This is a genomic window from Stenotrophomonas sp. STEN240, from assembly GCF_056756175.1.
On the sequence record NZ_JBRRBO010000073.1, the window covers coordinates 1 to 12,989 of the forward strand.

Here is a 12,989-nt window from a genome sequence, read left to right on the forward strand (position 1 = left end):
GAGCCATGCTCGGCTGAGGCTCTACCGGTGAAGCCCTTGCCGAGCATGGCTCGGCACTACATCCCCAATTCCTTTTGCTGCAGGCAAGGGAGGGTTGGGGATGGGGAGCGCTTTGCATTGTTGGATTTTTAGCTTCACGGCTCACGCCGTTCCCACAAACACAACGCGGCTGCTCAGCCCAGCAACGTGCGCACTTTCTTCAGCGCGACCATGAAGGATTCAATCTCTTCATGCGTGTTGTAGAACGCCAGCGAGGCGCGGCAGGTGGCCGCTACGCCGTAGTACTGCAGCAGCGGATGTGCGCAGTGCTGGCCCGAACGCACGGCAACGCCCTGCAGGTCGAGCAGGGTGGCCAGGTCGTGGGCATGTGCGCCTTCGATCTGGAACGACACAACCGCCGCCTTGTGCGGAGCCGTGCCGAAGATGCGCACGCCTTCGGCGCGCTGCAGCTCTTCGGTGAAGTGGGCAAGCAGTTCCTGCTCACGTGCCTCGATGTGCTCGCGGCCGAGCGCTTCCATGTAATCCACCGCCACGCCCAGGCCGATGAAACCGGCGATGTTCGGGGTGCCGGCTTCAAACTTGTGCGGGGCGTCGTTGAACACGGTGCCGTCGAAGCTGACTTCCTTGATCATCTCGCCACCGCCGAGGAACGGCGGCATGTCCTGCAGGTGCTCGCGACGTGCCCACAGCGCGCCGGTGCCGGTGGGGCCGCACATCTTGTGGCCGGTCACCGCATAGAAGTCGCAGCCGATGGCGGCGACGTCGATAAGCAGGTGCGGCGCAGCCTGCGAGCCATCGATCACGGTAATGATGCCGCGCTTGCGGGCTTCACGGCAGATCTCGCGGACCGGGTTGATGGTGCCCAGCACGTTGGAGACATGGGTGAGCGCCAGCAGCTTCACTTCCGGGGTCATCGCTGCATGCAGCGCGTCCAGGTCCAGGCTGCCGTCCGGTTTGATCTCGGCCACGCGGATGGTCGCGCCGGTGCGCTGGGCGACCAGCTGCCACGGCACGATGTTTGCGTGGTGCTCCATGCGCGAGACCAGGATCACGTCGCCGGCTTTCAGCCGCGGCAAGGCCCACGAGTACGCCACCAGGTTGATGGCGAAGGTGGTGCCGCTGCACAGCACCAGCTCATCGGCGCGCACGTTGAGGAAGCGCGCCAGCTTGTTGCGGGCGCCCTCGTAGGCATCGGTAGCCTCGGTGCCCAGCGCATGCACCGCACGGCTGACATTGGCGTTGTAGCGGCGGTAGAACTCGTCCACCGCGCCGATCACCGACAGCGGCTTCTGCGCGGTGTTGGCATTGTCGAAATACACCAGCGGCTTGCCGTTGACTTCACGCATCAGCAGCGGGAAATCGGCGCGCACGCGCTCCCAGTCGGGGGCGCTGGCCGGGTGGTGGATCGGACGCGGGGAACTGAGATTCATGCCATGCCTGCCTGTTGCAGTGCCTGGTCCAGGTGGCGGGCCAGCTTTTCGGTGAGAACGCCTTCCACGGCAGCCAGCGGCTCGTGGCAGAAGGCGGCGCTGAGCATGGCGCGGGCCTGTTCGGCCGGCACGCCGCGCGAGCGCAGGTAGAACAGCGCATTGGCATCGAGCTGGCCAACAGTGGCGCCATGTGCCGCCTTGACCTCGTCGGCGTCGATCACCAGCGTCGGCTGGGTATCGATTTCGGCATCGGCCGACAGCAGCAGGTTCTTGTTGGACAGGTTGGCATCGGTGCCATCGGCGCCTTCGCGGATGTTGATGCCACCATGGAACACCACGCGGCTGCGATTGGCGGCCACGCCGCGCCAGACCAGCTCGGCACTGGTGTTCTTTGCGATGTGTTCGATGCCCAGACGGGTATCGATATGACGCCGACCGGTGCCCAGCAGCACGCCATTGGCGGTGAGCTTGGCGTTGTCGCCTTCCAGACGCACGTTGAGCTCATGACGGCTCAGTGCAGCGCCCAGTTCCAGATCGATGCGACGGTACTGTGCATCGCGGGCCAGCACCGCATCGGTGCGCAGCAGCGAGGTGGCGCGGGCGCTGCCAGCCTGCACGCGGGCATGCGACAGCACCGCGTCCTGGGCGATATGGACGTGCACGAGCGTGTTGTCCAGATGCGCGCTGTCACCGGCCTGCAGATGATGCTCGACCAGGCCGAGCACGGCGCCACGGCGCAGTTCGATCAGGTGGCGGTGATGCCAGGCGTGATCGCTGCTGTCGGCTGCGCTGACGAAGACCAGATGCAGCGGTGTTTCGCTGACGACGCCATCGGCAACCTGTACCAGCACGCCTTCATCGGCGAGTGCGGCGTTGAGCTGGGCGAACACTTCTTCGGCGCGTTCGAAGCGACGGCCGAGGAAGCGCAATGCCTCCGGCTCGTCGTTCTGCACGGCCGACAAGGTGCGCACCTGCACGCCCGCGTCCAGCGTGGACAGATCGCTCAGGGCAGCACTATGGCGGCCGTTGACGAAGACCAGACGCGGCGACGGAATGTCGGCCAGCAGTTCGGCATCGATGGCGGGCGCCTGCAGCGGCGCGGCAGTGAACGAGCGGCGCTCGAGCTGGCGTAGCGAGGTGTACTTCCACGCCTCGTTGCGGGCGGCGGGCAGGCCGGTCTTGAGCGCAGCCTCAAGAATCGACTCGCGTTCGGCGATTTTCGTTGAATCCCCGCACATGGATGTGCGGGCTGTTGCGAAGGATTCGCGCAACGACTCCAGAAGAGCGCTCATTACTTGGCCGCCTCGCGGACCACGCGGTCCTTCAGGAAGTCATAGCCGTGCGCTTCCAGCTCCAGCGCCAGTTCCGGGCCACCGGTCTTGACGATGCGGCCGTCGGCCAGCACATGCACCACGTCCGGCTTGATGTAATCGAGCAGGCGCTGGTAATGGGTGATGACCAGGAACGAACGTTCCGGCGAACGCAGCGCGTTGACGCCATCGGCGACGCTCTTGAGTGCATCGATGTCCAGGCCCGAATCGGTTTCGTCGAGGATCGCCAGCTTCGGCTCGAGCACGGCCAGCTGGAAGATCTCGTTGCGCTTCTTCTCGCCACCGGAGAAGCCTTCGTTGACGCCACGGTGCAGCAGTTCATCCTTCAGGTGCAGCACGGCCAGCTTCTGCCGGACCAGCTTGAGGAACTGCATCGAGTCCAGTTCTTCTTCACCGCGCGCCTTGCGCTGTGCATTGAGCGCGGCACGCAGGAAGTAGGTGTTGTTGACGCCGGGGATTTCCACCGGGTACTGGAAGGCCAGGAACAGGCCGGCAGCGGCGCGCGCTTCCGGTTCCAGCTCCAGCAGATCGTTGTCTTCGAACAGCACGGTGCCGGCGGTGACGTCATAGCCTTCGCGGCCGGACAACACATTGCCCAGCGTGGACTTGCCGGCGCCGTTCGGGCCCATGATGGCGTGTACTTCGCCCGGTTTCACGTCCAGCGACAGGCCCTTGAGGATTTCCTTGTCGCCGATGCTTGCGTGCAGGTTTTCGATCTTCAGCATGAGGGTGCGTTCTTCAATATGTAGGGTGCGGGGCGATCAGAGCTCGCCTTCGGCGCGATCGAGGAAGGTGGCGCGCAGCCACTGGGTGCGCTGCCGGGTCAATTCGGCCTTGTTGCCGGAGTACAGCATCGGGTACATCGAGCCGTACAGGACGCGGGGATCCTCGTCCTTGCCAACCGGGTAGCGCGCTTCGATGTCGGCATCGCGCAACGGGATCCACAGGCGCTGGGCGGCGCGCAGCTTGTCGATCGCGACAGGCTGGCCCTGCAGGTTCTGCATCACCTGCCGGTACACCGCGTTGAGCTCGGTATCGGCGGCGGTGGCATCCGCTGCCGCGCACTCGTTGAGTTCAAACTGGGTGCGGGCGTCGTCACAGGCTTTGCCCGGCGACGCCGCGAAGGCAGCGAAAGGCAGCACGGCCAGCAGTAGCAGCGGCAGGCGGCTCATCCGACCGATCCTTCCAGCGACACTTCCAGCAGCTTCTTGGCTTCCACCGCGAACTCCATCGGCAGTTCCTTGAAGACCTGCTTGCAGAAGCCGTCGACGATCATCGACACCGCGTTTTCCTGGTCGATGCCGCGCGCGCGGCAATAGAACAGCTGGTCGTCGGAAATCTTGGAGGTGGTGGCCTCGTGCTCGACGGTGGCGCTGGGGTTCTTCACCTCGATATAGGGGAAGGTATGGGCGCCACACTTCTTGCCGATCAGCAGCGAGTCGCACTGGGTGTAGTTGCGCGCGCCTTCGGCGCCGCGGTCCACGCGGACCAGGCCACGATAGGTGTTCTGGCCATGGCCGGCGCTGATGCCCTTGGAGATGATCTTGCTCTTGGTGCGCTTGCCGATGTGGATCATCTTGGTGCCGGTGTCGGCCTGCTGGCGGTGATGGGTGAGCGCCACCGAGTGGAATTCACCCACCGAGTCGTCGCCCAGCAGCACGCAGGACGGGTACTTCCAGGTGATCGCCGAACCGGTTTCCACCTGGGTCCAGGTCACCTTGGCGCGTGCACCACGGCATTCGGCACGCTTGGTGACGAAGTTGTAGATGCCGCCAACGCCGTTCTCATCGCCCGGGTACCAGTTCTGTACGGTCGAATACTTGATCTCGGCATCTTCCAGCGCCACCAGCTCGACCACCGCGGCGTGGAGCTGGTTCTCATCGCGCATCGGGGCGGTGCAGCCTTCCAGGTAGGAGACGTAGGCCTTGTCCTCGCAGATGATCAAGGTGCGCTCGAACTGCCCGGTGTTGCTGGCGTTGATGCGGAAATACGTGCTCAGTTCCATCGGGCTGCGCACGCCGGCCGGCACGAACACGAAGCTGCCGTCGGAGAACACCGCAGAGTTGAGCGCGGCGAAATAGTTGTCGCCCACCGGCACCACCGAGCCCAGGTACTTGCGCACCAGCTCCGGGTATTCGCGGATGGCTTCGGAGATGGAGCAGAAGATCACGCCCTTGTCGGCCAGTTCCTTGCGGAAGGTGGTGCCGACCGAGACCGAGTCGAACACCGCATCCACGGCGACGCCGGCCAGCTTTGCGCGCTCATGCAAGGGCACGCCGAGCTTCTCGTAGGTGTCCAGCAGTTCCTGGGGCACTTCGTCCAGCGACTGGTACTTCGGGCCCTTGGGCGCGGAGAAGTAGCTCAGCGCCTGCAGGTCGATTGGCGCGATTTCGAGCTTGGCCCAGTCGGGCTGACGCATGGTCAGGAAGTGGCGGTAGGCATCCAGGCGCCACTGCGTCATCCACTCGGGCTCTTCCTTCTTGGCCGAGAGCGCGCGGATGACGTCTTCGTCCAGACCGGGCGGGAAGGATTCGGATTCGATCAGCGTGACGAAGCCTGCGTCGTATTTACGACCCAGCTGCTCGTGGATTTCACGGTTCGGGCTGTCGACGGTGTCGACCGGTTCGATGATTTCGGTGGCCATCAGGGCTGCCTACGGTTGTTCAGGAGACGACGTCGGCACTGATGCGTCGACGGTCGGCAAGCGGTAAGGGGTGCAGCATCTGCGCGAGGGTGACGCCGCGCAGGGCATCGGAAACCACGTCATTGATGAGCCGCCAGTTGGAGCGCACACCGCACTGCCCGGCAAGGCCGCACTGGCTTTGCTCCTGGCTGCATTCGGTGATGGCCAGCGGGCCTTCCATCGCTTCCAGGATCTCGATCAGGGTGATCTCGGAGGCGGGACGGGTGAGCCGGTAACCGCCATGGACACCGCGCAGGCCTTCAACCAGACCGGCCTGGGCCAGCGGCTTGAGCAGCTTGCTGACGGTGGGGGGCTCCAATCCGGCAGCTTCAGCCAGATCGGTCGCGCTCAACACTTCGGCTGGCCGTGCGGCGAGCACGGTCAGGACGACGGTGGCGTAATCGGTAAGCTTGGTGACGCGGAGCATTGCGGTAAGGGCTTCATCAATGTGGACCAAAATTGTACGCTTTCTAGCGGACGGGTCCAAGTTCTGTTGTTCAGGTGGGAGCAGGGGCGGCGCAGCCGCTACTGTTTCCTCTCCCCACGCGGGAGAGGATGCCGAAGGCAGGAGAGGGGGCGGCGCAGCCGCTTGCCGTTTCCTCTCCCCTCGCGGGAGAGGATGCCGAAGGCAGGAGAGGGGCGCAGCCGCTTGCTCTTTCCTCAGAATGAAGAAATTGAGAGCAAATGCCTCTCCTCTCCCCAGCCCTCTCCCGCAAAGGGAGAGGGAATCAGCGCCCAGATTCCAAGCGCCCGTGACATCGGTGGCCTGCCTTCCCTGCATTGATTGCAGTGCTCCCCTTGGGTTGTCCTGCGCGATGGGGGAGAATCACCGCCTCACTCAAGTCCCGGCCATGTACATGCCCAAGAAGATCCAGGCGCGCAAATCCTCCATCCACGGCAACGGCGTCTTCGCTGTGGCGGATATCAAGAAGGGCGAGCGCGTCATTGAATACAAGGGCAAGCGCCGTACCCATGCCGAAGTGGATGCAGATGACGCGGGCGACGTAGAGACCGGCCACACCTTTCTGTTCACCTTGAACGACGACTACGTCATCGATGCCAACTACAAGGGCAATGACGCACGCTGGATCAACCACAGCTGCGATCCGAACTGCGAGGCGATGATCGAAGAGGCAGAAGGCGACGACCGCACCGCCGACAAGGTGTTCATCGAAGCGGTGCGCGACATCAAGCCGGGCGAAGAGTTGACCTACAACTACGGCATCACCCTGGCCGAACGTCACACCCCGCGCCTGAAGAAGATCTGGGAATGCCGCTGCGGTTCGCCCAAGTGCACCGGCACCATGCTGCAGCCAAAGCGCTGAGTCCTGGCTGCGCAGCCTGCTTTCGGCTTTTGTAGGAGCGGCGTAAGCCGCGAAGCCACTGCGAATGCAGATGTTCCGTTTTGCAGGAGCGGCGTAAGCCGCGAAGCCATTGCCAGCTCAGAGGCCATCAATATGCTGTTGTGTGGCCCTACGGGGAATACGCTGCTTCCAAGCTGATGCACCGTCAGCTTCGCGGCTTACGCCGCTCCTACAAACAAAGCTGAAAGAGGCCGCAATCGCGGCCTCTTTGCTTTCCAGCAACAGTGCCGCTCAGTTCCCCAGCAACCCCTGCGGCACGAAGCTGCCCAGGTTCTGGTTGAAGTCCACCGCGATGCGGCCGTTCTGGATGCCGACCGATTTCACCTGCAGCACGCCCATCACCTTGGCGATGGCCGGGTCGATCTTGTAGATCGGCTCGCGGCGGGCGTAGTCGGCCAGCCAGCTGTTCAGCAGGCTGCGGGTACTGGAATCCAGTTCACCACCGCCAGCCGTGCTGGGGCGGAAACCATCGACCGTGGGCTGGTCCAGGTGGAAGCCCTGGGTCTGTGCGTCGTAGCGCAGGCCACTGCTGATCTGCACATCACCCACCGGCATCGACGAGCCGCCCGCGGCCATGGCCAGGTTGAAACCCAGGTCCAGGCGGCTGCCTTGCGGCAGGGTCAGGTGCGGCTGGCTGACAGTCAGTGCCAGCAGCCCGCCCAGTGCCTTCTGCGTGCGCGGGAAGCTGCCATCCAGGTATTGCTGCACATCGGCTGCACCCACGGTCAATTGCTTACCATTGATCTGCGGTGCGGCATGGGCACTGCCAGCGAGCGCAATCAAGGCAATGCTGGGGAGAAGCAGGGAACGCAGTTTCATCGGGCGCACTCGGTAGTTGCAGCAGGGTGGAATAAGAAGATAACCCTATCGGGTGAACGGCCAATTAGCGCGCTCAATTCAATTCTGGTTGCAGCGAGGCCGAGGTGATTTCCCAGCCATCGCCTTCAATGCGCGGCCGTACCCGGTACCAGCCCTTGAAGCGCTGGTTGCCGGCCTCGCTACCCAGGCGGATATCCACGGGGATCTCCAGGGCCTGCGGTGGCGACTCGCGGTCCAGCGCGATTGCCTTGCCGTTGTGTACGCGCAGGCTGGTCATCGCAGGCAGCACCGCGCGCAAGCCGGCGTCGTCAGGCTGTGGCGAAGGTCGGCCGCCGGCCCAGAATGCATCTGCCTGGCCATTGTTCTCGAACAGTGCCTGCAGATAGGCATGTATCACCGGCGCGGCGACGGTTCCGCGTTTGCCGGCGGCCTCAGCGCGCTGCGCCTGGCTGTCTGCCGGTTCTGTGTGTGCCGGTAGTTCGGCTGGCACTGCTGCGGTGGCTGGGGCCGGCGCTGCGGGCGCAACCTGCGCAGCATCCGGGCTGCGTTGGCATGAACAACCGGCAAGCAGGGTGGTGGCGATCAACAGTGGGACAGCGCGCATCGGCGGCTCCTGGGTGTTGTCGCCAGTCTACGGGGCTGGCCATCGGCCCGGCCAGCTGCTTATTCGCTAGGGGCCTGCAGCAGCTGCAGCTTGTGCAGCAGCTGGTCCAGTTCCGGCTGCAGCGCACTCAACAGGCTGCCCGGCTTGCCGGCCGATTCGGCCAGGGTTTCCAACAGGCCGGTGGCGACCACGATGCCGGCATCCTCATTGCAGGACAGCCGACGTTGGCCCTGGGCGGATTCCAGCTGGTGCATCCAGTTGTACTGGCTGCGTTGTTCGAACTCGATCGAGCAACGGCCGGTGCACTGCTGGCCGTCGGTCTCGATCGGAGTGACGGAGATGCGGTAGCGATGCTTGCTGATGGACATGGTGGAGGAGGATGGGAAGCGGGGGAGTGGCCACCATAGGCCGCTGCTGGCACAGGTACGAGGGTTTGGACCATGACGCTGTGTTCCAGTGTTTCCCCCATGCCACAGGCGGAACGCTGCGAGCCATGGGAACGTTTTCTGCGCCGCGGCGGCCCCAAAAAAAACGGGACGGCTGAGCCGTCCCGTTTCTTCGCCAAGGGGCGCGCTGATTACAGCGCAGCGTCCTTGAGCTTCTTGAGCGGACGCACCTTGAGCTTGGTGGTGGCCGGCTTTGCAGCAAACCACTGCTCTTCCTTGGTGAACGGGTTGATGCCCTTGCGCTTCGGCTTGGCCGCAACGCTCACGGTGGAGATCTTCAGCAGGCCGGGCAGGGTGAAGGAGCCAGCGCCCTTCTTGTTGACCGAGGCAGCGACGGCGCCTTCCAGGGCGGCGAACACAGCGCGCACGTCCTTGGCAGCGACCGAGGTGGCTTCAGAGATGTGGGCAACCAGACCGGACTTGGTCAGTGCTTCCTTGATCGGCTTCGGTGCGGCCGGCTTGGCGGCAGCCTTGGTTGCAGCCTTAGTTGCTACTTTCTTCACTGCCTTCTTCGGGGCAGCCTTTTTAGCGGTCTTTGCCATGATTTCCTGTTCCGTGAACGGTTGGTTGTTGGTCGTGCCGACCCCGTCGGCAAGCGAAATGTAGGGCATGAATTGCGTGACGCCAATAGGTAATCGAAGAAAAAGCCCATAAAAATTGCTTCCGGGCGTATTTGGACAACAAATCGGTGCCGGAAGTGGTGCAAAAGCAGGGTTGAGCTGTGATCGCTGGCGCTGTCGCCCCGCCTCGACGGGCACGCCTTCGGGTTGGCCGGTGGTGCCGCACAAGCTGCTAACGGGAGCTGGTTTAGGCTGGTTGCGTCATCCACCACGAGGAGTTCGACCATGGGTATTTCGCGTCACGCTACCGCACACTGGGAAGGCGATCTGAAAACCGGGCAAGGCCGTTTGAGCACGCCGCAGAGCGGTTTGATGGAGAACACCCGCTACGCCTTCAGCAGCCGCTTCGGCGATGAGAAGGGCACCAACCCCGAGGAGCTGATCGCCGCAGCACATGCGGGCTGCTTCACCATGGCGCTGTCGGCCAAGCTCAGTGAAGCAGGCTTCCCGCCGACCTCGCTGGACACCCGCGCCGATGTCGACCTGTCGATGGAAGGGGGCCCGCAGCTGTCGCAGATCCGGCTCAAGGTAAAGGCGGTGGTGCCAGGCCTGGATGAGACGCGGTTCCGCGCGATTGCCGATGACGCCAAGCAGAACTGCCCGGTGTCCAAGGCCTTGAGCGCGGTGCCAGTCAGCCTGGATACCGAGTTTTCGGCCTGATCTGTTCGGCCTGATCTGGTATTGGCCCGGCGGGCGTGCAACGCTGGCCGGGCCGATTCAGGGTCGTTTCACCCGACGCACCTGAGCATCTGTCATCCCAACCCGGTGGTTACTGCCATGTGTCGATCGTTTGCTGTTGCCGCTGTCCTGCTAGCCGGTGGTCTGGGCGCATTCAATGCGTCCGCGCAGCGTTATGACGACGGCCAGTACCGTCCCAACGGCTCTTACGATGACGGCCAGTACCGGCCCGATCGCTACGACGACGGTCAGTACCGCCCGGGTCAGGCCAATGGCAGCGACCCGGTCTATGACTATGCGCGGGTGGTCAGGGTCGATCCGGTCATCGTCGGAGGCGGGCAGGGCAGCAACCAGCGCTGCTACGAGCGCAACGATGGCGGTTATATCAATGGAAACAATGGCTATCAGGCCGGTGGCTATGGCAACAACGGCTATGGCAGCAACACCTACCGCAACGATGGTTACTACGACCGTGGCCAGGACAACGGCCAGTACCGGCAGGGCAACGAGACCGGCCGCCAGTTGGCAACGGTGATCGGCGGCATTGCCGGCGCGGTGCTGGGCAGCCGCATCGGAGGTGGCGATGGCCGCTACCTGGGCACTGCGGTCGGCACCATCGCTGGCGGCGCTGCTGGCCGCGCGATCTACGAGGCCAGCAACCGGCCCAATTACCAGCGCGGTGACGTACGCGTCTGCGAGCCCAGCGGCTATGGCAGCGAAAGCGAGCGCGTGGATGGCTACGATGTCACCTACGAATACGCCGGCCGCCAATACCGCACCCATCGCGACTATCACCCGGGCGAACAGATCCGCGTACGCGTCGACGTAAGCGCCGACTGAGCACGGCGGGCGTTTCTGCCCGGATGAGGCGCAGAGCACGGTTTGTCAGCGCCGGTGGATGACGGCATAGTCCACGCATTCCGTTCTGGAGGTGCGTGATGCGTCGTATTGCCTGTGTAGCTCTGTTGCTCCCCTGTCTGCATGCGCTCCCGGCCCAGGCCGAGGTCAAGCTGCTGGTGGCCGATACCATCCGCACCGGTGATGCTGCCCAGCCTGTGGCTGGCGCAATGGCCTGGGACAGCGACACCGGCCGCGTGCTGCAGGTGGGCAGCGCCGAGGCACTGCGCAAGGCCTACCCGAAGGCAGCAGCGCTGGAGCTGGGCGACGCCACGGTGGTGCCGGGCCTGATCGATGCCCACGCGCACATCATCGGCCTGGGCAATACCTTGATGCAGGCCGACCTGAGCGGTGCACGCAACCGCGGCGAGGTAGTGGAGCGGCTCAAGGCGTTCGAGAAAACCCTGGCGCCCGGTGAGTGGCTGCTGGGCCGCGGCTGGGACCAGAACCGCTGGGACAACACCGATTTCCCAACCACCGCCGATCTGGATGCGGCCTTCCCGCAACGCCCGCTCTATCTGGAGCGCATCGATGGCCACGCCGGTTGGGTCAACAGCGCCGCCATCCGCATTGCCGAGAAGGCTGGCAAATCCCTTTCCGGCGATTGGCAGCCGGAAGGTGGGCGTATCCTTCGCGATGCCGCTGGCAAGCCCAGCGGTGTGCTGGTCGACGGCGCAGCATCACTGGTCTACGCACAGATCCCGGCATTGGACGATGCCTCGCGCGAGAAGCGCCTGCAGGCTGCATTGCAGGCGGCGGTCAGCAATGGCCTGACCGGCGTGCATGACATGGGCGTGTCGCGCGAGGACCTGACGCTGATGAAGCGCCTGGCCGACCAGGGCAAGTTGCCGCTGCGCATCGACGCCTATGCCGACGGCAACAATGAAGCGCTGGAAGACCTGTGCAAGGCCGGCCTGTACGCCCACCCGGGTGGGCGGTTGCAGATGCGCGGGGTCAAACTGTACATGGATGGCGCCCTGGGCAGCCGTGGCGCGGCGCTGCTTACCGCCTACAGCGATGATCCGCACAACCATGGCCTGCTGATGACCTCGCCGGAAGAGTTCGAAGTGGCGGTGCGCAAGGCGGACGGCTGCAAGGTGCAGGTTGCTACCCACGCCATCGGCGATCGCGGCAACCGCATCGTGCTGGATACCTACGAGAAAGTCCTGGGTGCGCACAAGGGTGATGACCACCGCTGGCGCGTGGAGCACTCACAGGTGGTAGCGCTGGATGACATCCCGCGCTTCGCCAAGCTGGGGGTGATCGCCTCGATGCAGCCGACCCATGCGACCTCGGACATGGGCTGGGCCGAGCAGCGGGTTGGGCCGGAACGCATTCTGGGTGCCTATGCCTGGCAGCGTTTCCTGCACAGCGGCGCACGGCTGGCCTTGGGTTCCGACTTCCCGGTGGAGCAGGTCGACCCGCGCCTGGGTCTGTACGCGGCGGTGACCCGCCAGGATCGCGATGGCCAGCCGCCAGGTGGCTGGCAGCCGGAGCAGCGCCTGAGTGCTGCCGAAGCCCTGCGCGGCTTCACCAGCGACGCGGCCTGGGCTGGCCATGACGAAGCGCAGGTCGGCAAATTGCAGCGCGGCCTGCGTGCCGACTTCGTGGTGTTGGATCGAGACCCGCTGAAAGTCGCCGCCGACCAGCTCGATGACCTGAAGGTGCTGTCGACCTGGGTGGACGGTGAGCCGGTTTACAAAGCGGCTACGCCGGAGGGTTGAAGCCCTTGCGATTGCAATGGTGCCGTCCACTTGAACGTTGAGTGACCCGGAAACTGATGCCAAGCCCTTGGCATCGGTTTTTCTTTGTGGGAGCGGCATCAGCCGCGAAGCTCGTGATCCATCCGATTGCAGGCATGTTCGTAGCTTCGTTGCTGCCAGCTTCGCGGCTGACGCCGCTCCCACAAAATCCCCGCCGCCGGAAGACTGACAGAAGCCGCGTTTTCCGGTTTCGGCCCGCGAAGTACCTGACGCGCTGGCCTGCCGCTTCGTTGTAGGAGCGGCGTCAGCCGCGAAGCTCGCGATTCGTCCGATCAAGGGGCTGTAGGGGATTTCAGCGCTGCCAGCTGCGCGGGGGGAGCCGCGCCACAAAAAAAACCCCCCCCCGAACGCGGC

The 12,989-nt window shown here is 64.2% G+C and carries 14 protein-coding genes; 4 read left to right on the plus strand and 10 right to left on the minus strand.

Annotated features, from left to right (window positions below; translation table 11 throughout):
* Positions 1-173 precede the first annotated feature (173 nt).
* Genes ACVOKO_RS18875 through ACVOKO_RS18900 form a run of 6 tightly spaced genes read right to left on the minus strand, consistent with a single transcriptional unit; the run spans position 174 to position 5,871 of the window.
* A complete protein-coding gene (locus ACVOKO_RS18875) occupies positions 174-1,430 on the minus strand; it encodes a cysteine desulfurase (protein WP_346500835.1) in 1,257 nt (418 codons plus the stop codon).
* The gene (gene sufD, locus ACVOKO_RS18880) at positions 1,427-2,722 is read right to left on the minus strand and encodes a Fe-S cluster assembly protein SufD (RefSeq protein ID WP_346500837.1); all 1,296 of its coding nucleotides are present in this window, start codon (positions 2,720-2,722) and stop codon (positions 1,427-1,429) included. The genes ACVOKO_RS18875 and sufD overlap by 4 nt, the downstream gene beginning before the upstream one ends.
* Complete coding sequence (gene sufC, locus ACVOKO_RS18885) at positions 2,722-3,486, minus strand: Fe-S cluster assembly ATPase SufC (RefSeq protein WP_313316741.1); 765 nt, start codon at positions 3,484-3,486, stop codon at positions 2,722-2,724. The genes sufD and sufC overlap by 1 nt, the downstream gene beginning before the upstream one ends.
* A 36-nt stretch (positions 3,487-3,522) precedes the next feature.
* Positions 3,523-3,933 carry a lysozyme inhibitor LprI family protein gene (locus tag ACVOKO_RS18890; RefSeq protein WP_346500840.1) on the minus strand — a complete coding sequence of 137 codons (411 nt, stop codon included), beginning with the start codon at positions 3,931-3,933 and terminating at the stop codon, positions 3,523-3,525.
* Positions 3,930-5,405, minus strand: a complete 1,476-nt coding sequence (gene sufB / locus ACVOKO_RS18895; protein WP_346500842.1) for a Fe-S cluster assembly protein SufB — start codon at positions 5,403-5,405, stop codon at positions 3,930-3,932. Before sufB ends, ACVOKO_RS18890 begins: the two co-directional genes overlap by 4 nt.
* Positions 5,406-5,424: 19 nt before the next feature.
* Positions 5,425-5,871 carry an SUF system Fe-S cluster assembly regulator gene (locus ACVOKO_RS18900; protein WP_057627263.1) on the minus strand — a complete coding sequence of 149 codons (447 nt, stop codon included), beginning with the start codon at positions 5,869-5,871 and terminating at the stop codon, positions 5,425-5,427.
* 430 nt (positions 5,872-6,301) lie between these two features.
* Here ACVOKO_RS18900 and ACVOKO_RS18905 point away from each other — a divergent pair, with 430 nt between their 5' ends.
* Positions 6,302-6,769: an SET domain-containing protein gene (locus ACVOKO_RS18905; RefSeq protein ID WP_346500844.1), complete on the plus strand. Its 468-nt coding sequence runs from the start codon at positions 6,302-6,304 to the stop codon at positions 6,767-6,769.
* A 270-nt stretch (positions 6,770-7,039) separates the two neighbouring features.
* Here ACVOKO_RS18905 and ACVOKO_RS18910 read toward each other — a convergent pair whose 3' ends face one another.
* The 4 genes from ACVOKO_RS18910 to ACVOKO_RS18925 all read right to left on the minus strand — a co-directional run bounded on the left by ACVOKO_RS18910 (position 7,040) and on the right by ACVOKO_RS18925 (position 9,219).
* A complete protein-coding gene (locus tag ACVOKO_RS18910; protein WP_346500848.1) occupies positions 7,040-7,627 on the minus strand; it encodes a YceB family lipoprotein in 588 nt (195 codons plus the stop codon).
* A gap of 73 nt (positions 7,628-7,700) precedes the next feature.
* Positions 7,701-8,231: a hypothetical protein gene (locus ACVOKO_RS18915; protein ID WP_346500850.1), complete on the minus strand. Its 531-nt coding sequence runs from the start codon at positions 8,229-8,231 to the stop codon at positions 7,701-7,703.
* Between the two features lie 59 nt (positions 8,232-8,290).
* Entirely contained in the window at positions 8,291-8,599 is a 309-nt protein-coding gene (locus ACVOKO_RS18920; RefSeq protein ID WP_346500852.1) for a DUF3861 family protein, read from the minus strand.
* Positions 8,600-8,808: 209 nt separating this feature from the next.
* Complete coding sequence (locus tag ACVOKO_RS18925; protein WP_346500860.1) at positions 8,809-9,219, minus strand: HU family DNA-binding protein; 411 nt, start codon at positions 9,217-9,219, stop codon at positions 8,809-8,811.
* 303 nt (positions 9,220-9,522) lie between these two features.
* On the opposite strand from ACVOKO_RS18925, the gene ACVOKO_RS18930 reads away from it, so the two are divergent.
* The 3 genes from ACVOKO_RS18930 to ACVOKO_RS18940 all read left to right on the plus strand — a co-directional run bounded on the left by ACVOKO_RS18930 (position 9,523) and on the right by ACVOKO_RS18940 (position 12,596).
* Positions 9,523-9,957, plus strand: a complete 435-nt coding sequence (locus ACVOKO_RS18930; protein ID WP_346500854.1) for an OsmC family protein — start codon at positions 9,523-9,525, stop codon at positions 9,955-9,957.
* Between the two features lie 117 nt (positions 9,958-10,074).
* A complete protein-coding gene (locus ACVOKO_RS18935) occupies positions 10,075-10,815 on the plus strand; it encodes a glycine zipper 2TM domain-containing protein (protein ID WP_346500856.1) in 741 nt (246 codons plus the stop codon).
* A 98-nt stretch (positions 10,816-10,913) separates the two neighbouring features.
* Entirely contained in the window at positions 10,914-12,596 is a 1,683-nt protein-coding gene (locus ACVOKO_RS18940; protein ID WP_346500858.1) for an amidohydrolase, read from the plus strand.
* Positions 12,597-12,989: the final 393 nt, after the last annotated feature.

Coding starts and splice junctions, on each gene's coding strand:
- ACVOKO_RS18920 (WP_346500852.1), bottom strand. CDS start 8,599: ATGTCCATCAGCAAGCATCGCTACCGCATCTCCGTCACTCCGATCGAG.
- ACVOKO_RS18905 (WP_346500844.1), top strand. CDS start 6,302: ATGCCCAAGAAGATCCAGGCGCGCAAATCCTCCATCCACGGCAACGGC.
- ACVOKO_RS18910 (WP_346500848.1), bottom strand. CDS start 7,627: ATGAAACTGCGTTCCCTGCTTCTCCCCAGCATTGCCTTGATTGCGCTC.
- ACVOKO_RS18940 (WP_346500858.1), top strand. CDS start 10,914: ATGCGTCGTATTGCCTGTGTAGCTCTGTTGCTCCCCTGTCTGCATGCG.
- ACVOKO_RS18900 (WP_057627263.1), bottom strand. CDS start 5,871: ATGCTCCGCGTCACCAAGCTTACCGATTACGCCACCGTCGTCCTGACC.
- ACVOKO_RS18875 (WP_346500835.1), bottom strand. CDS start 1,430: ATGAATCTCAGTTCCCCGCGTCCGATCCACCACCCGGCCAGCGCCCCC.
- sufC (WP_313316741.1), bottom strand. CDS start 3,486: ATGCTGAAGATCGAAAACCTGCACGCAAGCATCGGCGACAAGGAAATC.
- ACVOKO_RS18890 (WP_346500840.1), bottom strand. CDS start 3,933: ATGAGCCGCCTGCCGCTGCTACTGCTGGCCGTGCTGCCTTTCGCTGCC.
- ACVOKO_RS18925 (WP_346500860.1), bottom strand. CDS start 9,219: ATGGCAAAGACCGCTAAAAAGGCTGCCCCGAAGAAGGCAGTGAAGAAA.
- sufB (WP_346500842.1), bottom strand. CDS start 5,405: ATGGCCACCGAAATCATCGAACCGGTCGACACCGTCGACAGCCCGAAC.
- ACVOKO_RS18935 (WP_346500856.1), top strand. CDS start 10,075: ATGTGTCGATCGTTTGCTGTTGCCGCTGTCCTGCTAGCCGGTGGTCTG.
- sufD (WP_346500837.1), bottom strand. CDS start 2,722: ATGAGCGCTCTTCTGGAGTCGTTGCGCGAATCCTTCGCAACAGCCCGC.
- ACVOKO_RS18930 (WP_346500854.1), top strand. CDS start 9,523: ATGGGTATTTCGCGTCACGCTACCGCACACTGGGAAGGCGATCTGAAA.
- ACVOKO_RS18915 (WP_346500850.1), bottom strand. CDS start 8,231: ATGCGCGCTGTCCCACTGTTGATCGCCACCACCCTGCTTGCCGGTTGT.